A 21,342-nucleotide genomic window follows, 5' to 3' on the forward strand; every position below is an offset into this window, starting at 1 on the left:
CAAAGACCCAATAGGGTCTTTTTTTTATGCACGAAGAGCTTAACTGCAACGTAAAACAATTGTCAGTCGCAACGGAATACATGAGCAGAAGCTCATGCATAAGTCCCACTAATACAATGAAATATAATCTGATAAGAGAGCAACAAGTTTTATCTAAATAAATTAGAAGTTAGAATGTAAAAGTGGGACTTTAGAAGCTGACGAACTAAACGAATGACGAAACGAGCTTACGAGTGGTAAGTGAGTGAGGAAAGCGTGCAAGTGAGAAAAGATGCGAGCGCTTGTCTCACGACAAGAAAGGTCTTTAGCGCCGAAGGTAGCAGACTTACGTTCCGCAAGAGTAGGACGTTGCCAGCCAATTATGATGTGCACCCCAAAAGTTGGACTAAAAATTTAACTTATGGGGTGCATTTTTAAGGGTAAGCATTATAAATATGAATTTAAAATAAGCGAATCATTTATTAAAATGACGTTTTAATACGGATCGCCCTTATCAAAAAGTAGTTACTAATATTAATGGATCAAAATTATATTTATCTGCATTTATGGATTTATAAGGAATACATGAGCAAAAGCTCATGCATAAATCCCATAACTCAATTTATTGAGTTATGGGTCATTAGCGGTGCTTTAAACGCATAAACTATCAATTAATGCATTTGTATGTGCTTCAAGTTCTGAAAAGGGGATGCCACCAAATCCTAATATAAATTTTACAGATTGTTGTGTAGCATCGTATTGATTAAATGGTGTTATTTTTAATTTATTCATTTCTGCATTTTTTAGACATTCTTTTATAGAAAGACCATTTTTCACTGTTAAATTAAAATGCATACCAGCTAAGGCACCTTCAATTTCTAATTGATCTTCATAAGGCTTGAGTGCTTCAATAATAAATTTTAATTTGCGTCTATATAATTTTCTCATTTTGTTTAAGTGTCTTTCAAAGCTCCCTGATTCCATGAAACTTGCCACAATTTTTTGTAAGTGTGCTGGTACTGTATTACCTTCTTTATGTGCCAAATTATTATACTGACTAAGTAACTTTTTGGGCAAAACAAGATAGGCAATTCTGCAACTAGGAAATAGTGATTTAGAGAATGTACTAATATAAATTACTTTATCCTTAGTATCTAAACTTTGTAACGCAGGGATCGGTTTGCCAAAATAGCGAAACTCAGAATCATAATCATCTTCAATAATATATCTATTATCACATTCGTGTGCCCATGTAATAAGCTGGGTACGCTTTTTTAAATTCATTACATAACCAGTAGGAAATTGATGTGAGGGTGTTACATACGCAATATTGTGATTTGCGGTCTTTAAATAATTAAGCTCAAGACCAGTTTGATTTACTGGGACTTGCATATAAGGTATTTGTCTTTTTTCTAATACTTGCTTAATTGGAGGATAACTTGGATTTTCAATAAAGAATTGTGCTTTATTTAAAATGTCTGTTAGCAGGTTAATTAATTGTTCAGTTGATGATCCTATAATAATTTGTTCAGGGTGACATGATACACCACGGCTGTTGAATAAATAGTGAGCAATTTCTTGTCTTAATGACCACTCACCTTTGGGATTTGCATGTTGTAGTAACTGCAATTGATTTATTTCAAAAGCATCTCGGGCATATTTTCTAAACTGTTGAATTGGAAAGTAATCAGTATCAATTTCTGATAAATTGAATGCATATTTGTAATAAGCATCATGATTATTATTTTGGGATGATAAATATTCATCTGTATTGAATTGTGTTTTTCTATTGATTATAGGTAATGTTTCAATATCTGAAACGAAATAACCTGAACGTGGTTTAGAGTATATATAACCTTCATCGAGTAGAAATTGATAGGCATGTTCAATTGTTGTATTACTAACTGAAAGGTGTTGCCCTAATGCGCGTTTAGAAGGAAATTTATCTCCTGATTTATATTGACCTTCAATGATTTGAGTTTTTAAATTTTTATATAAATCGATATAAAGATGTGATTTTGACATAAAACTGACCCCCAAAATTAAATTGAAATTGAACCTTTTTAAATACCAGTTTATCTCTTAAAATGAATTTAATCAACTAAGTAAAGGGGAAAAACAAATGTCTAAAGTAACTGGATCAGAGAGAGTTAAAAGAGGAATGGCAGAAATGCAAAAAGGCGGCGTAATTATGGACGTTGTCAATGCTGAACAAGCTAAAATAGCAGAGGAAGCAGGAGCAGTTGCAGTAATGGCATTAGAACGTGTACCTTCTGATATTAGGGCTGCTGGTGGTGTTGCACGTATGGCTAATCCTAAAATTGTAGAAGAAGTTATGAACGCTGTTTCAATTCCTGTAATGGCAAAAGGACGTATTGGCCATATTACTGAAGCTCGTGTACTTGAATCAATGGGTGTAGACTACATTGATGAATCAGAAGTATTAACGCCTGCAGATGAAGAGTATCATCTATTAAAAGACACGTTTACAGTGCCATTTGTATGTGGATGCCGTAACTTAGGTGAAGCTGCAAGACGTATTGGTGAAGGCGCGGCGATGTTACGTACAAAAGGTGAGCCGGGTACAGGAAACATTGTAGAAGCTGTTAGACACATGCGTCAAGTTAATGCAGAAGTAAAAAGATTAACAGTGATGAATGATGATGAAATCATGACTGAAGCTAAAAATATTGGAGCACCATTTGAAGTACTAAAAAATATTAAAGAAAATGGTAAATTACCTGTTGTTAACTTTGCTGCTGGCGGTGTGGCTACGCCTCAAGACGCAGCACTAATGATGGAATTAGGTGCAGATGGTGTATTCGTTGGTTCTGGTATATTTAAATCAGAAGATCCAGAAAAATTCGCTAAAGCTATTGTGCAAGCTACAACTCACTACCAAGATTATGAATTAATCGGACGTTTAGCTAAAGACTTAGGTACAGCTATGAAAGGTTTAGACATCAATGAATTAACTTTAGAAGAACGTATGCAAGAGCGTGGATGGTAGTATGAAAATTGGTGTACTAGCACTTCAAGGTGCAGTAAGGGAACATATACGTCATATTGAACTTAGCGGTCATGAAGGTATTGCAATTAAGCGTACAGAACAATTAGATGACATTGATGGTCTTATTTTACCTGGTGGTGAATCTACTACATTACGTCGATTAATGAATTTATATGGCTTTAAAGAAGCACTACAACAATCTACATTACCTATGTTTGGAACGTGTGCTGGATTAATAGTTATGGCTAAGCATATTGTTGGTGAAGAAGGCTATTTAGATAAATTAGACATCACTGTTCAAAGAAATTCATTTGGTAGACAAGTGGATAGTTTTGAAAGTGAATTAAATGTACAAGGTATCGCAGAAGATATTGAAGGTGTTTTTATTAGAGCGCCACATATTGAAGCGACACATGGTGAGGTGTCAGTATTAAGTACAGTGGGTGAAAAAATTGTAGCGGTTCAAGAAGGTCAGTATTTAGGAGTATCCTTCCATCCAGAATTAACCGATGACTATAGAGTGACACAGTATTTTATAGAAGAAATCGTAAAACCTACTTTGATGACAGAAAATGTATAATAGATAAAACTTCACTAAAATATATATTATCGTATAAGAATTTAATTAATAAGACACTTCGTTATAAAATGATGAGCAATTATTTTATAAGATGAAGTGTCTCATTTTAGTTTAAATAAATTTTGCCTTAGTGATTAGGTATTAAAATTTTAATGATTTGTATAGAGAAGAGTTTAAATTATTGATTTATGTTGTTTGAATAGTAATTATGGACAGATTAAGAGATGATTTACTAAGTATCTAAAAAGCACACTTCCATTTGAAAAGAAGTGTGCTTTTTATAGTTTGTTTGCGTTATGTAGCAAGATTTTATTTTTGTAACAAAAGTAGTTGAGTTTATTTAAATAATTCTTAAACCAAACGAACAAGCAATTTAATATTTATCAATAACTATGTCTAAGTTACATTTTAAATAAAGAATCCGGCAATAGCTGCTGAAATGAATGAAACAAGTGTGGCACCGAATAATAATTTTAGTCCAAAACGTGCTACGATATCACCTTTTTCATTATTAAGTGATTTAATTGCCCCAGAAATAATTCCGATAGAGCTAAAGTTTGCAAATGATACTACAAATACTGAAATAACGCCTTTAGCATGCGCGCTCATATTTTTAATTTCGCTTAAACTTTGCATTGCAACAAATTCATTTGATAGTAATTTAGTAGCCATAATGGATCCAGCTTGTACTGCATCGTCCCAAGGTACACCAATTAAGAATGCAAACGGTGCAAAGATAAAGCCAATTAGTGTTTGGAAGTCCCAAGTGATACTGCCACCAGATAAACCAGTAAAGATTGCACTAACAACACCATTAAGTAAGGCGATGATGGCAATATAACCAATTAACATTGCTCCTACGATGACTGCGACTTTAAAACCATCTAGGATATATTCACCTAACATTTCGAAAAATGATTGTTTTCCTGATTCACTCTCTTCAACGATAAGTTTATCTTCTTTAGCATCAACTTTATAAGGATTGATGATAGAAGCAATAATGAAACCGCCAAAAAGATTTAGTACAACGGCTGTAACTACAAAACGTGGTTCAATTAATGTAAAATAAGCCCCGATAATTGAAGCTGATACAGTAGACATTGCAGAAGCTGTTAAAGTATATAGACGTTGTTTAGGAATATGTGCTAATTCCTTTTTCAATGAAATAAATACTTCAGATTGTCCTAAAATTGCTGCTGCAACAGCGTTATATGATTCTAAACGGCCCATACCATTAATTTTCGAAATGGCTAAACCTAAAACATTAATAATCCAAGGTAGGATTCTTGTATATTGTAAAATACCAATCAAAGCTGAAATGAACACGATTGGTAATAATACATTAAAGAAGAAAGGCGGGTTATCTGGATCTACAAATTCAAATCCACCAAACACAAAGTTCACACCTTCTGCTGCTTTTGCTAATAAATAATTAAATCCGTCTGATATGCCACCAATAACTGTAATCCCAAATTTTGTTTTGAGTAAAATAAATGCGAATACTAATTGTATTACAAGTAATAAACCGACATATTGCCAACGAATATTTTTTCTATCTGAGCTAAATAGAAACGCCAATGCAAGAAACACTGCTATCCCAATTAAACCAATAATAATATGCATAAGTCATTCATCCCTTTTAATTTTTCTTAACTTCTATAATACAATAAATTAGATAGCACTTACATCTTTAATTAAAAATTTTTAAAACATATTGGTTGAAAAAGGTCAAAGTTGGTCATATAATATAGTCAAAGAAGGTCAAAAGAGGTGATAATCATGCACAACATGTCTGACATCATAGAACAATACATTAAAAAGTTATTTGAAGACACCAATGAAGACGTTGTAGAAATTCAACGTGCCAATATTGCACAGCGCTTTGACTGTGTGCCTTCCCAGCTTAATTATGTAATCAAAACACGCTTTACAAATGAGCACGGCTATGAGATTGAGAGTAAAAGAGGTGGTGGCGGATATATTCGAATCACCAAAATTGAAAACAGAGATGAGACAGGTTACATTAATCATTTACTTCAATTAGTTGGTCCATCTATTTCACAACAGCAAGCATATTACATTGTAGATGGCTTATTGGATAAAAATTACATTAATGAACGTGAAGCAAAAATGATACATGCCGTTATAGACAGAGAGACATTAAAAATGGATGTATTATCCAGAGATATCATTCGAGCAAATATTATAAAACGGTTATTGCATGTTATAAATTATTATTAAAGTGAGGTGTTTCGTCGTGCTATGCGAGAATTGTCATTTGAATGAAGCAGAAGTGAAATTGGCAGTGAAAGGTCAAGATGGTATAAATGAAAAATGGGTTTGTTCTACATGTGCACAAGGTGGCAATCCGTGGACTCAAAATCAACAAATACAATCCCAAGATGATATTGAAGGCGCATTTGTAGTAAAGCAAATCTTACAGCACTTAGCTGCTAAGCACGGTATCGATTTTGACGAAATTGCTTTTAAAGAAGAAAAACGATGTCCTACTTGTCATATGACATTAAAAGATATCGCACATGTTGGTAAATTTGGTTGTTCAGATTGCTATGCGACATTCAAAGACGACATCGTTGATATTGTACGACGCGTACAAGGTGGTCAAATTGAACATGTAGGAAAAACACCACATTCTTCACATAGAAAGTTAGCATTAAAAAAACAAATAGAAGAAAAAAGTTCCTATTTAAAACAATTGATAGAAGAACAGAACTTTGAAGAAGCCGCCGTTGTTCGTGATGAAATTAAAGCATTGAAAGAAGATGGCGAGGTGAAGCATGATGAGTAAAAATGATATTAGTGCATACATGAGTGAATGGATGCGTGATAGAGAAGAAAGCCCAATCGTCATGTCTTCGCGAATACGATTGGCAAGAAATTTAGAAAATCATGTGCACCCATTAATGTTTTTATCTGAACAAGATGGTTTTCGAATAATTAATGATGTACAAGATGCGCTTCCTGACTTGTCTGTACAGCGCTTAGATTCAATGGATCAACAAAGTAAATACAAGCTTGTCGCGAAACATCTTATAAGTCCAGAATTAATAAGACAACCTGCTTCTGCCGTATTACTCAATGAAGATGAATCTTTAAGCATTATGATTAATGAAGAAGATCATATTCGTATTCAAGCCATGGGTAACGATTTATCACTATCATCTTTATATGAAAAAGCTTCTAAAATTGATGATCAACTTGATAGTGAATTAGATGTAAGTTTTGATGAAACTTTAGGTTATTTAACAACATGCCCTACTAATATTGGAACAGGCATGCGTGCTAGTGTGATGTTGCATTTGCCTGGTTTGACAATAATGAAACGTATGAATCGTATTGCTCAAACAATTAATCGTTTCGGTTTTACAATTAGAGGTATTTATGGAGAAGGATCCCAAGTTTATGGTCATATATACCAAATTTCAAATCAACTTACTTTAGGTAAAACAGAAGAAGAAATCATTGAAAGTTTATCAGAGGTAGTGCAACAAATTATTAATGAAGAAATGCAAATTCGCGAACGATTAAACCGACATAATCATATTGAAACATTAGACAGAGTATATCGTTCGTTAGGAATATTAAAATATAGTAGACTAATATCTATGGAGGAAGCTTCGCTAAGATTAAGTGAAGTGAAACTTGGTTTAGATTTAGGCTATATTGAATTAGAAGACTTCAAGTTTAACGAGTTAATGGTTGCAATACAATCGCCATTCTTATTAGACGAAGAAGATGATAGAGCAGTTAATGAAAAAAGAGCAGATATATTAAGAGAACATATAAATTAGGAGGTCATACTATATGCTATTTGGTAGACTAACAGAACGTGCTCAACGCGTACTGGCACATGCTCAAGAAGAAGCAATACGCTTAAATCATTCAAATATTGGAACTGAACATTTACTTTTAGGTTTAATGAAAGAGCCGGAAGGTATTGCTGCTAAAGTTTTAGAAACATTTGATATTACTGAAGAAAAAGTAGTTGAAGAAGTAGAAAAATTAATCGGCCATGGTCAAGAACAAATGGGCGCATTACACTATACACCTCGTGCGAAAAAAGTAATTGAATTATCAATGGATGAAGCTAGAAAATTACACCATAATTTCGTAGGAACAGAGCATATCTTACTTGGATTAATCAGAGAAAATGAAGGAGTGGCAGCTCGTGTGTTTGCAAACTTAGATTTAAATATCACGAAAGCGCGCGCACAAGTTGTTAAAGCTTTAGGCAGTCCAGAAACAAGTAATAAAAATGCTCAAGCTAATAAATCTAATAATACACCAACACTAGACAGTCTTGCTCGTGACTTAACAGTTATCGCAAAAGATGGCACTTTAGACCCTGTCATTGGTAGAGAAAAAGAAATTACAAGAGTCATTGAAGTTTTAAGTCGTCGTACTAAGAACAACCCTGTATTAATTGGTGAACCGGGTGTTGGTAAAACTGCGATTGCTGAAGGCTTAGCTCAAGCCATTGTTAATAACGAAGTACCTGAAACGCTTAAAGGTAAGCGCGTAATGTCACTAGATATGGGGACAGTTGTTGCTGGAACAAAATATCGTGGCGAGTTTGAAGAACGTTTGAAAAAAGTAATGGAAGAAATCCATCAAGCAGGTAATGTAGTATTATTCATTGATGAATTACACACATTAGTAGGTGCAGGTGGTGCAGAAGGTGCTATAGATGCATCTAATATTCTGAAACCAGCATTAGCTCGTGGCGAATTACAATGTATCGGTGCAACTACTTTAGATGAATACCGTAAAAACATTGAAAAAGATGCAGCGCTTGAACGTCGTTTCCAACCTGTTCAAGTTGGTGAACCAACTGTCGAAGATACAATTGAAATTTTAAAAGGATTACGTGACCGTTATGAAGCGCATCATCGTATTAACATTTCAGATCAAGCTTTAGAATCAGCTGCTAAATTAAGTCACCGTTATATTTCAGATCGTTTCTTACCAGACAAAGCGATAGATTTAATTGATGAAGCAAGTTCTAAAGTAAGACTTAAGAGTCATACAACACCACCAAACTTAAAAGAAATTGAACAACAAATAGAACAAGTTAAGAATGAAAAAGATGCAGCTGTTCATGCTCAAGAGTTTGAAAATGCAGCAAACTTGCGCGATAAACAAACAAAATTAGAAAAACAATATGAAGAAGCAAATAACAACTGGAAAAATTCTCAAAATGGTGATAACACATCTCTATCAGAAGAAGATATTGGTGAAGTCATCGCTGGTTGGACAGGAATCCCATTAACAAAAATTAATGAAACAGAATCAGACCGTCTGCTTAACTTAGAAGACACACTTCACAATAGAGTGATTGGTCAAAAAGATGCCGTTACATCTATTAGTAAAGCAGTTAGACGTGCTAGAGCTGGATTGAAAGATCCTAAACGTCCTATCGGTAGCTTTATCTTCTTAGGACCAACAGGTGTAGGTAAAACTGAATTAGCACGTGCATTAGCTGAGTCTATGTTCGGTGAAGATGATGCAATGATCCGAGTTGATATGAGTGAGTTTATGGAAAAACATGCTGTCAGTCGTTTAGTTGGTGCCCCTCCAGGTTATGTAGGTCATGACGATGGTGGCCAATTGACTGAAAAAGTAAGACGTAAACCTTACTCAGTAATCTTATTTGATGAAATTGAAAAAGCACACCCTGATGTGTTCAATATTCTGTTACAAGTATTAGATGATGGTCACTTAACAGATACAAAAGGTCGCCGCGTAGATTTCCGTAATACAGTTATTATTATGACATCTAACGTAGGCGCGCAAGAATTACAAGACCAACGTTTTGCTGGTTTTGGAGGCGCGTCTGAAGGCCAAGATTACGAAACAATCCGTAAGACAATGATGAAAGAATTGAAGAACGCATTCCGTCCAGAATTCTTAAACCGTGTTGATGATATTATCGTATTCCACAAACTTTCTAAAGAAGAATTGAAAGAAATTGTAACTATGATGGTGGATAAACTTACAGAACGCCTTTCTGAACAAGATATTAATATTAAGGTTACAGAAGCGGCAAAAGAAAAAATTGCTGAAGAAGGTTATGACCCTGAATATGGTGCTAGACCATTAATCCGTGCAATTCAAAAAACAGTTGAAGATAACTTAAGTGAATTAATTTTAGAAGGTAATCAAGTTGAAGGTAAAGAAGTTATAATTAATCATGACGGTAAAGAATTTAAGTATGATATTCATGATAGAAAAGATACAACTAAAGATAAAGAAACAACTGAATCTTAAAAGTTAAGTATGAATTAAAGCAGTACTTCTCAAATATGTAAGTGCATATTTGGGGAGTGCTGCTTTGTTTTTTAGGGTTGTATAAACAATAAAGTAGTATTTATATTTATAAACGAGTAATATTTAAAAAGTCAAAATATAATATCAGTGTTACTATAAACACAAGCGTGGTATTTTATAAAAATAGCTTTTAGCTAAATATTAGAATCTTTAAATTATTAAGATTTTTAAATAACTATATACGAATATTATTCGATTGAATTGTTTGATTATGAATAAAATTTGTTTTTAAACAGACAGAGGTTTAAAATAGATTTGTTCAATGAAAGATGGAGGTGCTGTTTTGGCTAAAAAGAAAGTAATTTTTGAATGTATGGCCTGTGGTTACCAGTCTCCAAAGTGGATGGGGAAATGCCCGAATTGTGGTGGTTGGAACCAAATGGAAGAAATAGTCGAACAAAAGGCCGCGAGTCCAAAACATGGCGTACGCAGTCGAGACAATATTTCTAAAGTACAAAAATTAAATAATATTAAACATGAAACAACGCCACGAGTAAAAACAAATTCTGAAGAATTTAATAGAGTTCTTGGTGGCGGTATAGTAAATGGCTCACTTGTATTGATAGGTGGCGATCCGGGTATCGGTAAGTCTACATTACTTTTACAAATTTGTGCAGCATTATCACAATCTAAAAATGTACTGTATATTACTGGTGAAGAATCATTAAATCAAACGAAATTAAGAGCGGAAAGATTAGACGAAGATTCAAGCGAATTAAATGTGTTTGCTGAAACAGATTTAGAAGTAATACATGAAACAGTTAAACAACTTAAACCAGATTTACTTGTAGTAGACTCAATTCAAACTATTTTTCATCCAGAAATTAGTTCTGCGCCAGGTTCTGTGTCCCAAGTTAGAGAAAGTACGCAAAGTTTGATGAATATAGCGAAACAATTAAATATAGCTACATTTATTGTGGGACATGTTACGAAAGAAGGCCAAATAGCTGGCCCGCGTTTACTGGAACATATGGTAGATACAGTCCTATACTTTGAAGGTGATGAGCATCACGCGTATCGTATTTTAAGAGCAGTTAAAAACCGTTTTGGTTCTACAAACGAGATGGGCATCTTCGAAATGAAACAAACTGGGCTAAAAGGCGTGAAAAACCCCTCAGAAATGTTCCTTGAAGAACGATCAACCAATGTGCCTGGTTCGACCATTGTTTCTACGATGGAAGGTACAAGACCACTACTTATAGAAGTACAAGCATTAGTGACACCTACTACATTTAATAATCCAAGACGTATGGCGACGGGCATCGATCATAATAGATTGAGCTTACTGATGGCAGTATTGGAAAAGAAAGAGAATTATTTACTACAACAACAAGATGCTTATATTAAAGTGGCAGGAGGCGTACGTTTAACAGAACCAGCTGTAGATTTAGGTATTGTTGTTGCGACAGCTTCAAGTTTCAAAGATTTAACAGTCGACGGTTTAGACTGTTTTATTGGAGAAGTAGGGCTTACAGGAGAAGTTAGACGTGTTTCACGTATAGAACAACGTGTACAAGAAGCAGAAAAATTAGGGTTTAAGCGTGTGATTATTCCGGAATCAAATATAGGTGGATGGCAATTTCCAAATGACATCAAGGTCATAGGAGTTAAAAATGTCCATGAAGCATTAAAATATGCACTAACCAAACATTAATTTAAAAACACAAAGCTATTTAGGCTAAGTATAAAATATATTTGGCCTAAATTACTTTCTTAAGGAAGGTGAGTTAACCTGTGAACATGATAAGACTCATTGTTATCTTGTGCTATATTATCTTGGGTGCAAGTATAGGTGTGTATCTGTTACCAGAGGTAGTCAATGACGCTGGTCTAAATCATTTACCCCTATTAACAAATACTTATTTCAATGGGCTACTAGGGATTATTATATTCTTTTTAATCTTTGGTTGGTTTATTAAAAAAGCAACATATGCTTTAAAAGAATTAGAACAAACAATTATGCGTCAAAGTGCAGTAGAAATATTATTTGCTACAATTGGACTAATGATCGGTTTATTAATTTCTGTTATGATATCTTTTATTTTTCAAATTATCGGCAATAATATCATTAATCATTTTGTGCCAATTATAGTTACAATCATTTTAGGTTATTTCGGCTTTCAATTTGGTTTGCGAAAACGTGATGAAATGTTACTATTTTTACCAGAAAATATGGCGCGTTCAATGTCAATTAATGCCCGTAACGCGGTGCCTAAAATTATTGATACAAGTGCTATTATCGACGGCCGTATATTAGATATTATCGAGTGTGGCTTTATTGATGGAGAAATATTAATTCCTCAAGGTGTTATTAATGAGCTTCAAGTCGTTGCAGATGCGAATGACAGTGTGAAGCGGGAAAAAGGCCAAAGAGGTTTAGATATACTAAATGAATTATATGATACAAATCATCCAACAAGAATCATTCATCCAACTAAGTCTCATAGTGATATAGACGCGATGTTAATTAAATTAGCACAACATTATAGAGCACATATTATAACGACGGATTTTAATCTTAATAAAGTGTGCCATGTTCAAGGTATTCAAGCGTTAAATGTTAATGACCTATCTGAAGCAATTAAACCTTCAGTACATCAAGGTGATCGTTTTAAGCTACTGCTTACGAAAATGGGTAAAGAGTCTGGTCAAGCAGTAGGTTATTTAGACGATGGTACGATGGTTGTTGTAGATAATGCTAAAAAACATATTGGTGAACATATCGATTTAGAAGTAATAAGTTTGTTACAAACTTCTTCGGGTCGAATTATTTTTGCTAAAAAAATAAATTAATTCATAAGTAAAGGTTTCGTATATAATTGTAGCGCTTACAGTTACAATTTCATATGAAACCTTTATTTTTTGTAAATAAACGTCTTGAAAAAATAAGTAGAACTATAGGATAATTTAAGCACAGAGATATCATATTACTAGTTAAAGTGCTACAATAGATAGCGAAATTGTATTTCTATAAAGGTGAATTGTTTATTCTTTTGTATAAAATTATGCAAAGTACTTTTCATATAGGATACTTTAAAAAATTATAAGCTATGGTATGATTAATAAGCGATAAATCATAAACTTATTAATAGTTGAGCGTTATTTTCTTGGTGAACTACGCATAGACGAGTTAACACACGTTCGGCCTATTTACTGTGTGAATTTGTGTAATCTGAATATTAACTTAACCAATAAAAAATAAACATTTAAAACGGGAGTGAACATAATGAGTGATCGTGTAAGAGTGAGATATGCGCCAAGTCCAACAGGTTATTTGCATATCGGTAATGCAAGAACTGCATTATTTAACTATTTATTTGCTAAACATTATGACGGAGATTTTGTAATTCGTATTGAAGATACGGATAGTAAACGTAACTTAGTGGATGGAGAATCATCACAATTTGATAACTTAAAATGGTTAGGCATAGAATGGGATGAGTCTGTAGATAAAGATAAGGGTTATGGTCCTTATCGTCAGTCAGAACGGGCAGAAATTTATAACCCGTTAATTCAGCAATTATTAGATGAAGATAAAGCCTATAAATGTTATATGACAGAAGATGAATTAGAAGAAGAACGTGAACAACAAATCGCACGTGGTGAAATGCCACGTTATGGTGGTAAACACGCGCACTTGACAGAAGAAGAACGTCAACAGTTCGAAGCTGAAGGTCGTCAACCATCTATACGTTTCCGTGTACCAAAAGATACAACCTTCTCATTTGATGACATGGTAAAAGGCGAAATTTCATTTGATTCAAATAATATGGGTGATTGGGTTATCGTTAAGAAAGATGGCGTTCCTACGTATAATTTTGCTGTAGCAATAGATGATCATTATATGGAAATTTCTGATGTTATTCGTGGAGATGACCATATCTCTAACACACCAAAACAGTTGATGATTTTCGAAACATTTGGGTGGGAAGCGCCTAGGTTTGCTCATATGTCACTTATCGTTAATGAAGAACGTAAAAAATTAAGTAAACGTGATGGACAAATTTTACAATTTATCGAACAATATCGTGATTTAGGTTATCTACCAGAAGCATTATTTAACTTTATTACATTGTTAGGCTGGTCACCAGAAGGTGAAGATGAAATCTATTCTCCAGAAGAATTTATTAAGATTTTTGATGAAAAACGTTTATCTAAGTCGCCAGCATTTTTCGATAAACAGAAACTAGCTTGGGTTAATAACCAATATATGAAGCAAAAAGACAGTGAAACGGTATTTGAATTAGCGTTACCACACCTTATTAAAGCAGAGTTAATTCCTGAAAACCCAACAGAAGAAGATTTAGACTGGGGACGTAAACTTGTAGCTCTTTATCAAAAAGAAATGAGTTATGCTGGAGAAATTGTACCTTTATCAGAACTATTCTTCCGCGACGAACAAATTTTAGGTGACGACGAGCAAGAAGTGATTAATGGTGAACAAGTACCTGAACTTATGAACCATTTATACGGTAAATTAGAAGCACTTGAGCCATTTGAAGCGGCTGAAATTAAAAAAACAATCAAAGAAGTTCAAAAAGAGACAGGTATTAAAGGTAAACAATTATTTATGCCTATCCGTGTAGCTGTGACTGGCCAAATGCATGGCCCTGAACTTCCGAATACAATTGAAGTTTTAGGTAGAGAAAAAGTATTGTCTCGCTTGAAAAAATACGTTTAAAGTAAAGTTGTGACATGTAAAGATTGTGTTAAATAGATAACACTTGAAAAATTACATCAAACAACCTATGATTAACATTGAAAATGGCAAAGGATTAGTACGTGATGGAAGTGTATAGAGAGTGTGCGGTAGCTGCAAGCACATCACTGAAATTGTGGAATGCACCTTTGTACAAATAAACTAAATAAACTATAAAGATTAAACAAAAGTCGTTTAACTTTGGGTAATTGCGAATGCATTTAAACAAGTGACTGTGTTTAAAATAAGAGTGGAACCGTGCTAAAGCAAAAGCGCCTCTAACAATTTTAGTTAGAGGCGCTTTTTTAATAAGGAGGTAGCAACCTTGTTTAAAATTTTGAAAAGAATTAAAGATGATGTGAATATGGTGTTTGAACAAGACCCAGCTGCGCGTACTACGTTAGAAGTCGTTACATCTTATGCAGGTGTACATGCAGTTTGGAGCCATTTGATTGCACATGAGCTGTACAAAAAGAAAAAGTACGTATTGGCAAGACTCATTTCTCAAGTCACACGTTTTTTTACAGGCATTGAGATACATCCAGGTGCCCAAATTGGTAGACGTTTGTTTATCGATCATGGCATGGGCGTAGTCATTGGAGAAACATGTCGTATTGGTGATAACGTAACGATTTATCAAGGCGTAACGTTAGGCGGCACGGGTAAAGAAAAAGGAAAACGCCACCCAGATATTGGTGATAACGTATTAATTGCTGCGGGAGCAAAAGTGCTTGGTAATATAACAATTAATGCTAACGTGAATATTGGAGCTAATTCAGTAGTGTTAAATTCAGTGCCAAGTTATTCAACAGTAGTAGGAATACCAGGACATATCGTGAAACAAGATGGTAGACGTATCGGGAAAACGTTTGATCATCGTAATTTACCTGACCCAATTTACGAGCAATTAAAAGAATTAGAAAAACAACTTGAGAAAACAAGAAATGGAGAGATTCAAGATGATTACATTATATAATACATTAACACGTCAAAAAGAGACGTTCGAACCTATTGAACCAGGTAAAGTGAGAATGTATGTTTGTGGACCAACTGTATATAATTACATTCATATTGGTAATGCAAGACCAGCAATAAACTATGACGTAGTTAGAAGATATTTTGAGTATCAAGGTTATGAAGTGATTTATGTATCTAACTTCACTGATGTTGATGATAAATTAATTAAACGTTCTAAAGAATTGGATGAATCAGTTGAAACAATTGCGGATCGTTACATCGAAGCGTTTTATGAAGACGTAGGTGCTTTAAATGTAAAAAAAGCAACATCTAATCCACGTGTGATGAATCACATGGGTGATATAATCAAGTTTATAAAAGAGCTTGTGGACGAAGGCTATGCATATGAAAGTGGTGGCGATGTTTATTTTAGAACACGTGAATTTGAGGATTATGGCAAATTAAGTCATCAATCACTTAATGACCTTAAAGTAGGCGCACGTATTGAACAGGGTGAACAAAAAGAAGACGCATTAGATTTCACATTATGGAAAAAAGCGAAACCGGGCGAGATAAGCTGGGAGAGTCCATTTGGAGAAGGTAGACCAGGTTGGCATATTGAATGTTCAGTTATGGCATACCATGAACTTGGTGCGACAATTGATATTCACGCAGGTGGTACAGATTTACAATTCCCACACCATGAAAATGAAATTGCGCAGTCAGAAGCACATAACCATGCTCCTTTTGCTAATTATTGGATGCATAACGGATTTATAAACATAGATAATGAAAAAATGAGTAAGTCATTAGGTAACTTTGTATTAGTACATGACATTATTAAACAAATTGACCCAGATGTTCTACGCTTTTTCATGATTAGCGTACACTATAGAAGCCCAATCAACTATAATATGGAACTTGTTGAAGCGGCGAAAAGTGGTTTAGAACGTGTGCGTAATAGTTATCAAGCTATTGAAGAACGCGAAGCAATTGCGACAGATGTAGAGGATCAATCTGCATATATTACTGAAATCGATAATATTTTAAGACAATTTGAAACTGTAATGAACGACGATTTTAATACTGCTAATGCAATTACAGCTTGGTATGATTTAGCGAAATTGGCTAATAAATATGTGTTAGAAAATACTACTTCTGTAAAAGTTTTAGCGCGCTTTAAAGAAGTGTACAAAATATTCAGCGATGTCCTTGGTGTTCCGTTAAAAGATAAGGCAAATGACGAATTATTAGATGAGCAAGTTGAAGCTTTAATAGAAGAAAGAAACAATGCCCGTAAAGAAAAAGACTTTGCACGCGCTGATGAAATTCGCGACCAATTAAAAGCGCAAAACATTATACTTGAAGACACGGCTCAGGGTGTGAGATTTAAACGTGGCTAATATTGATAATAAATTATTAAATCCGCTAACACTTGCCTATATGGGCGATGCAGTTTTAGATCAACACGTAAGGGAATATATTGTACTAAAATTAAAAGCGAAACCTAATAGGTTACATCAAGAAGCCAAACGTTATGTCTCTGCTAAAAGTCAGGCACAGACGCTTGAATTTTTAATGGGAAATGATTGGTTCACTGAAGATGAATTAGATATTGTTCGTCGAGGTAGAAATGCTAAAAGTTATACTAAAGCTAAAAATACAGATATACAAACATATAGAAAAAGTTCAGGCTTAGAAGCAGTCATTGGCTATTTATATTTAGAAAAAGAACAAGAACGTTTGACAGCTTTATTGGAAAGCATCGTACAAAATGTAAACGAAAGGTAGTGATAATATGGAAGAGATCGTAATCGTTGGGCGACATGCTGTGAAAGAAGCAATCGTTTCAGGGCATACAATTAATAAAATTTTAATTCAAGATACTATCAAAAAAGGCCAAATTAATGAAATTTTAAAAAAGGCAAATAATAGAAAAATTATAGTTCAATCAGTGCCAAAATCAAAAATTGATGGATTATCTGACTCTCCTCATCAAGGGATAGCAGCTTATATTGCGCCATACGAATATGCAGATTTTGATGCGTTTTTAGAAAAGCAAAAAGCACAAGATAAACTATCTACGGTATTAATATTAGATGGTTTGGAGGATCCGCATAATTTAGGTTCTATCTTGAGAACTGCAGATGCTTCAGGTGTTGATGGCGTCATCATACCTAAGAGACGGTCAGTAGCGTTAACACAAACTGTAGCTAAAGCATCTACTGGTGCGATTCAACATATACCAGTTATGAGAGTGACCAATTTAGCCAATACAATTGAAACATTAAAAGACAATGGCTATTGGGTTGTGGGTACAGAAGCGGATAACTCTACGGACTATAGAGAAATGGATGTAGCGATGCCGTTAGCAATCGTTATTGGTAGCGAAGGCCAAGGTATGAGTCGTTTAGTAAAAGAAAAATGTGACTTTTATATCAATATCCCGATGGTTGGACATGTAAATAGCTTGAACGCCTCTGTAGCAGCGAGTTTAATGATGTACGAGGTATTTCGTAAACGTAACAACACTGGAGATAAGACATGAAGGATAGGTACTTAATCATTGATGGATATAATATGATTGGTCATTCGCAGGAATTGAGCCGTATTGCGCAAGATAATCTTGAAGAAGCACGTGAACAATTGCTTATAGCGATAGCAAACTACAATGCAGTAATTGCTGATGAAGTGGTCTGTGTTTTTGATGCTTATGAGCAATCAGGTGCCCATTCTGAATATATGTATCATGGCGTTAAAACGATATTCACCAAAGAAAAAGAAACAGCAGACAGCTATATTGAACGCTATGTGTATGACTTATATGATAAGCATACTAGACACATTACAGTTGTCACGAGCGATATGAGTGAACAACATGCAATATTTGGCGCTGGAGCATATCGTGTATCTTCACGAGAAATGTGGAGAGACTTAAGAGAAAATGAAATGTCTGTGTCTAAAAAACTAGATGGCTTTAATGAACAAAAGCCGCGAACAAGGATAGAACTTTCAAATGAAATTTTAGAAGAATTTGAAAAACTTAGACGCGGAGACAATCATCAATAAAATTATTGTCTACTTGATTTTTTTGCCATAGCCGCTGTATCCTATCTTTACTTTTTAAGAAAGGAAGCTGCTATGTTAGAACAAAACAACAATGACTTTACATCCTTGAAAAATTCAGCACAAATCACTTTTGAAAAACAAGAATTACCAAAAATATTTACGACGCTCATGCCTTTAATTCGTAAAAGGTTAAAACACTTCTCTATTCATCCGAATGATCAAGAGGATTTATGCCAAGAGGTGCTTATTAAACTTTATCAAGCTTTTAAACATTTCGACTTTAAGGATACTACACCTATTGAACATTATGTGAATCGTGTTATTAAAAATGTTAAAAATGACTATATTCGCAAGAAGTTTTATGGTTATGAAATACAAACTTTATTGATTAATGAGTTTATAGTATCTTACAATAATAACAAGATGGAACACCCTATAGACAAACACATCCTAGCTATAGAAGTAGGCGAACATATACAACAATGTATGTTGAAGTTAACTAAGTTAGAACGAATGGTTATCATTTATTTGTTAAAAGATTATAAGCCGAAAGAAATTGCTCAATTATTAAAGTTAGAGAAGAAAGTAGTTTACAACGCGATACATCGTTGTAAAATAAAACTAAGACATCATATAGATGAATGATGATTAGCACAATTCAAAGATTTATGATTGTTAGTGAAAAGAGTTGTATTGCGTGTGTAGGTCCACGTTTGACGATTGACAATTGACTCAGATGTTATGTATAGTAGATTGGTATTATAATGAGTAAGGGGAAGTCTAATGAAAAAAGTACCATTAAATTGTGATGTATGTGGTAGTAGAAATTATAACGTTCCCAAACAAAGTAATCTAACATCTAGATTAGCATTAAAAAAGTTTTGTTCGAGATGTAATGCACATACGTTGCACAAGGAATCAAAATAATATAACGACATATGAAAGTTCACGATTGAGTAAACATGCCCTTCCAAATTAAGATGAGAGTATTGTATTTGCTTGATTTGTTGTATGGAATAAGCAAATAAGGAATAACGAAATATACGGAGGTCTTATAAATGGCTAAAAAAGAAAATTTCTTCCAAGGCGTAAAGTCAGAAATGGAAAAGACAAGTTGGCCAACGAAAGAAGAATTATTTAAATACACAGTCATTGTTGTAGCTACAGTAGTATTTTTCTTAGTGTTCTTCTATGCCTTAGACTTAGGAATTGGTAGAATTATAGAATTAATTAAATAGATAGGAGTGACGACATGTCTGAAGAAGTCGGCGCAAAGCGTTGGTATGCTGTGCATACTTATTCTGGTTATGAGAATAAAGTTAAAAAGAATTTAGAAAAACGTGTTGAATCTATGAATATGACCGAAAAAATATTCAGAGTTGTTATACCAGAAGAAGAAGAGACACAAGTTAAAGATGGCAAAGCCAAAACATTAAGTAAAAAAACTTTCCCTGGTTATGTGTTAGTTGAATTGGTTATGACTGATGAATCATGGTATATAGTAAGAAACACACCTGGTGTAACAGGATTTGTTGGTTCGGCTGGTGCTGGATCAAAACCTAATCCATTACTTCCTGAAGAAGCACGCTTCATTCTTAAACAAATGGGCATGAAAGAGAAAACGATTGATGTCCAAGTTGAATTAGGTGAACAAGTGAGAATTAAATCAGGACCATTTGCTAACCAAGTTGGAGAAATTCAAGAAATTGAAACTGATAAATTCAAACTTACTGTTCTTGTAGACATGTTTGGTAGAGAAACACCGGTAGAAGTGGAGTTTGACCAAGTAGAAAAATTATAAGGGAATATAAGTGCAATAGCACTTATATTAAGAAGTGCTAAACTTGCTAAAGCAAGAAATATTACTTTACATGACATGCATTAAGAACCCTAATCATTACAATGATAAAGATAGAGGAACACATGAGCCAGGGCTCATGCATTAAGAACCCCTAATCATTAAAATGATGAAAATAGAGGAACACATGAGCGAGGCTCATGCGTTAAGAACCCCTAATCATTAAAATGATAAGGGGTTCTATAAAAAAAACTTACATTTTACCATTGCTTTACGTAATGAATTAATGTTATAATACTGTGGTCGCGCTCATAGAGCGTTCATTTCGTCACGAAATGTAGAAGAGTGGGAGGACAAAACTCAGTCCTGTGACCACATCACGATATCAAGGAGGTGCACATCGTGGCTAAAAAAGTAGAAAAAGTAGTTAAATTACAAATTCCTGCAGGGAAAGCAAATCCAGCACCACCAGTTGGTCCAGCATTAGGTCAAGCGGGTGTGAACATTATGGGATTCTGTAAGGAATTCAACGCACGTACACAAGAAGACGCAGGTTTAATCATTCCGGTAGAAATCAGTGTTTATGAAGACCGTTCATTTACATTTATTACAAAAACACCACCGGCTCCAGTATTACTTAAAAAAGCAGCAGGCGTTGAAAAAGGTTCAGGCGAACCTAATAAAAACAAAGTTGCTACAGTAACTAAAGATCAAGTACGTGAAATTGCGAACCAAAAAATGCAAGATTTAAACGCTTCAGACGAAGAAGCGGCAGTTCGTATCATTGAAGGTACTGCTCGTAGTATGGGAATCACAGTTCAATAATAAAAACATTAATGAATATATAGATTGACGATAGAAGCAGATGACAGAAATGACAAACATGATGACAGCGTTCAATA

The 21,342-nt window shown here is 34.2% G+C and carries 21 protein-coding genes; 19 read left to right on the forward strand and 2 right to left on the reverse strand.

What is annotated here, in order from left to right; translation table 11 throughout:
• Positions 1–630: 630 nt before the first annotated feature.
• Positions 631–2,004: a MocR-like pyridoxine biosynthesis transcription factor PdxR gene (gene pdxR, locus ACF91D_RS24975; RefSeq protein WP_039068612.1), complete on the reverse strand. Its 1,374-nt coding sequence runs from the start codon at positions 2,002–2,004 to the stop codon at positions 631–633.
• Between the two features lie 97 nt (positions 2,005–2,101).
• Between pdxR and pdxS the strand changes: the two genes are divergently transcribed.
• Together pdxS and pdxT are read left to right on the forward strand one after the other, a co-directional pair.
• Complete coding sequence (gene pdxS, locus ACF91D_RS24980; protein ID WP_029377948.1) at positions 2,102–2,989, forward strand: pyridoxal 5'-phosphate synthase lyase subunit PdxS; 888 nt, start codon at positions 2,102–2,104, stop codon at positions 2,987–2,989.
• Position 2,990: 1 nt separating this feature from the next.
• Positions 2,991–3,569 (forward strand): pyridoxal 5'-phosphate synthase glutaminase subunit PdxT, encoded by a 579-nt coding sequence (gene pdxT, locus ACF91D_RS24985; RefSeq protein ID WP_039068611.1) that lies wholly within the window; start codon positions 2,991–2,993, stop codon positions 3,567–3,569.
• Positions 3,570–3,977: 408 nt separating this feature from the next.
• On the opposite strand, the gene ACF91D_RS24990 is transcribed toward pdxT, so the two are convergent.
• Entirely contained in the window at positions 3,978–5,192 is a 1,215-nt protein-coding gene (locus tag ACF91D_RS24990) for a NupC/NupG family nucleoside CNT transporter (protein WP_039068609.1), read from the reverse strand.
• A gap of 156 nt (positions 5,193–5,348) precedes the next feature.
• Between ACF91D_RS24990 and ACF91D_RS24995 the strand changes: the two genes are divergently transcribed.
• The 17 genes from ACF91D_RS24995 to rplK all read left to right on the forward strand — a co-directional run bounded on the left by ACF91D_RS24995 (position 5,349) and on the right by rplK (position 21,265).
• Complete coding sequence (locus tag ACF91D_RS24995; protein WP_017723054.1) at positions 5,349–5,810, forward strand: CtsR family transcriptional regulator; 462 nt, start codon at positions 5,349–5,351, stop codon at positions 5,808–5,810.
• Positions 5,811–5,826: 16 nt separating this feature from the next.
• Positions 5,827–6,378: a UvrB/UvrC motif-containing protein gene (locus tag ACF91D_RS25000; RefSeq protein ID WP_042363311.1), complete on the forward strand. Its 552-nt coding sequence runs from the start codon at positions 5,827–5,829 to the stop codon at positions 6,376–6,378.
• Entirely contained in the window at positions 6,371–7,381 is a 1,011-nt protein-coding gene (locus tag ACF91D_RS25005; RefSeq protein WP_180948481.1) for a protein arginine kinase, read from the forward strand. The genes ACF91D_RS25000 and ACF91D_RS25005 overlap by 8 nt, the downstream gene beginning before the upstream one ends.
• 13 nt (positions 7,382–7,394) lie before the next feature.
• On the forward strand, positions 7,395–9,857 hold the full coding sequence (locus tag ACF91D_RS25010; protein ID WP_039068604.1) for an ATP-dependent Clp protease ATP-binding subunit: 2,463 nt from the start codon (positions 7,395–7,397) through the stop codon (positions 9,855–9,857).
• A gap of 343 nt (positions 9,858–10,200) precedes the next feature.
• Positions 10,201–11,571 (forward strand): DNA repair protein RadA, encoded by a 1,371-nt coding sequence (gene radA, locus ACF91D_RS25015; protein WP_069792830.1) that lies wholly within the window; start codon positions 10,201–10,203, stop codon positions 11,569–11,571.
• Between the two features lie 80 nt (positions 11,572–11,651).
• Entirely contained in the window at positions 11,652–12,710 is a 1,059-nt protein-coding gene (locus tag ACF91D_RS25020) for a PIN/TRAM domain-containing protein (RefSeq protein ID WP_039068601.1), read from the forward strand.
• A gap of 433 nt (positions 12,711–13,143) precedes the next feature.
• Entirely contained in the window at positions 13,144–14,598 is a 1,455-nt protein-coding gene (gltX, locus tag ACF91D_RS25025; RefSeq protein ID WP_039068600.1) for a glutamate--tRNA ligase, read from the forward strand.
• Positions 14,599–14,950: 352 nt separating this feature from the next.
• Entirely contained in the window at positions 14,951–15,592 is a 642-nt protein-coding gene (cysE, locus tag ACF91D_RS25030) for a serine O-acetyltransferase (protein ID WP_039068620.1), read from the forward strand.
• Positions 15,576–16,976, forward strand: a complete 1,401-nt coding sequence (gene cysS, locus ACF91D_RS25035; RefSeq protein WP_327621086.1) for a cysteine--tRNA ligase — start codon at positions 15,576–15,578, stop codon at positions 16,974–16,976. Before cysE ends, cysS begins: the two co-directional genes overlap by 17 nt.
• A gap of 40 nt (positions 16,977–17,016) precedes the next feature.
• Positions 17,017–17,364, forward strand: a complete 348-nt coding sequence (locus ACF91D_RS25040; protein WP_318760620.1) for a Mini-ribonuclease 3 — start codon at positions 17,017–17,019, stop codon at positions 17,362–17,364.
• Positions 17,365–17,371: 7 nt separating this feature from the next.
• Positions 17,372–18,121 carry a 23S rRNA (guanosine(2251)-2'-O)-methyltransferase RlmB gene (gene rlmB / locus ACF91D_RS25045; RefSeq protein ID WP_069792828.1) on the forward strand — a complete coding sequence of 250 codons (750 nt, stop codon included), beginning with the start codon at positions 17,372–17,374 and terminating at the stop codon, positions 18,119–18,121.
• Positions 18,118–18,642 carry an NYN domain-containing protein gene (locus ACF91D_RS25050; RefSeq protein ID WP_039068594.1) on the forward strand — a complete coding sequence of 175 codons (525 nt, stop codon included), beginning with the start codon at positions 18,118–18,120 and terminating at the stop codon, positions 18,640–18,642. The genes rlmB and ACF91D_RS25050 overlap by 4 nt, the downstream gene beginning before the upstream one ends.
• A 72-nt stretch (positions 18,643–18,714) precedes the next feature.
• Positions 18,715–19,287 (forward strand): sigma-70 family RNA polymerase sigma factor, encoded by a 573-nt coding sequence (locus ACF91D_RS25055; protein ID WP_039068593.1) that lies wholly within the window; start codon positions 18,715–18,717, stop codon positions 19,285–19,287.
• A 138-nt stretch (positions 19,288–19,425) separates the two neighbouring features.
• On the forward strand, positions 19,426–19,569 hold the full coding sequence (gene rpmG, locus ACF91D_RS25060; protein WP_080750302.1) for a 50S ribosomal protein L33: 144 nt from the start codon (positions 19,426–19,428) through the stop codon (positions 19,567–19,569).
• 131 nt (positions 19,570–19,700) lie between these two features.
• Positions 19,701–19,880, forward strand: a complete 180-nt coding sequence (gene secE, locus ACF91D_RS25065; RefSeq protein WP_002484168.1) for a preprotein translocase subunit SecE — start codon at positions 19,701–19,703, stop codon at positions 19,878–19,880.
• A 14-nt stretch (positions 19,881–19,894) separates the two neighbouring features.
• Complete coding sequence (nusG, locus tag ACF91D_RS25070) at positions 19,895–20,443, forward strand: transcription termination/antitermination protein NusG (protein WP_029377932.1); 549 nt, start codon at positions 19,895–19,897, stop codon at positions 20,441–20,443.
• 399 nt (positions 20,444–20,842) lie between these two features.
• Positions 20,843–21,265, forward strand: a complete 423-nt coding sequence (rplK, locus tag ACF91D_RS25075; RefSeq protein WP_017723040.1) for a 50S ribosomal protein L11 — start codon at positions 20,843–20,845, stop codon at positions 21,263–21,265.
• Positions 21,266–21,342 lie beyond the last annotated feature (77 nt).

The sequence above is a fragment of the Staphylococcus sp. 231237_7MaSpsaltlick genome (genome assembly GCF_043107035.1).

Bases quoted from the DNA above. Each gene is read 5' to 3' on its own strand.
- pdxR (WP_039068612.1), bottom strand. From the start codon at position 2,004: ATGTCAAAATCACATCTTTATATCGATTTATATAAAAATTTAAAAACT.
- pdxS (WP_029377948.1), top strand. From the start codon at position 2,102: ATGTCTAAAGTAACTGGATCAGAGAGAGTTAAAAGAGGAATGGCAGAA.
- pdxT (WP_039068611.1), top strand. From the start codon at position 2,991: ATGAAAATTGGTGTACTAGCACTTCAAGGTGCAGTAAGGGAACATATA.
- ACF91D_RS24990 (WP_039068609.1), bottom strand. From the start codon at position 5,192: ATGCATATTATTATTGGTTTAATTGGGATAGCAGTGTTTCTTGCATTG.
- ACF91D_RS24995 (WP_017723054.1), top strand. From the start codon at position 5,349: ATGCACAACATGTCTGACATCATAGAACAATACATTAAAAAGTTATTT.
- ACF91D_RS25005 (WP_180948481.1), top strand. From the start codon at position 6,371: ATGAGTAAAAATGATATTAGTGCATACATGAGTGAATGGATGCGTGAT.
- ACF91D_RS25010 (WP_039068604.1), top strand. From the start codon at position 7,395: ATGCTATTTGGTAGACTAACAGAACGTGCTCAACGCGTACTGGCACAT.
- gltX (WP_039068600.1), top strand. From the start codon at position 13,144: ATGAGTGATCGTGTAAGAGTGAGATATGCGCCAAGTCCAACAGGTTAT.
- cysS (WP_327621086.1), top strand. From the start codon at position 15,576: ATGATTACATTATATAATACATTAACACGTCAAAAAGAGACGTTCGAA.
- ACF91D_RS25040 (WP_318760620.1), top strand. From the start codon at position 17,017: ATGGGCGATGCAGTTTTAGATCAACACGTAAGGGAATATATTGTACTA.
- rlmB (WP_069792828.1), top strand. From the start codon at position 17,372: ATGGAAGAGATCGTAATCGTTGGGCGACATGCTGTGAAAGAAGCAATC.
- ACF91D_RS25050 (WP_039068594.1), top strand. From the start codon at position 18,118: ATGAAGGATAGGTACTTAATCATTGATGGATATAATATGATTGGTCAT.
- ACF91D_RS25055 (WP_039068593.1), top strand. From the start codon at position 18,715: ATGTTAGAACAAAACAACAATGACTTTACATCCTTGAAAAATTCAGCA.
- rpmG (WP_080750302.1), top strand. From the start codon at position 19,426: ATGAAAAAAGTACCATTAAATTGTGATGTATGTGGTAGTAGAAATTAT.
- secE (WP_002484168.1), top strand. From the start codon at position 19,701: ATGGCTAAAAAAGAAAATTTCTTCCAAGGCGTAAAGTCAGAAATGGAA.
- nusG (WP_029377932.1), top strand. From the start codon at position 19,895: ATGTCTGAAGAAGTCGGCGCAAAGCGTTGGTATGCTGTGCATACTTAT.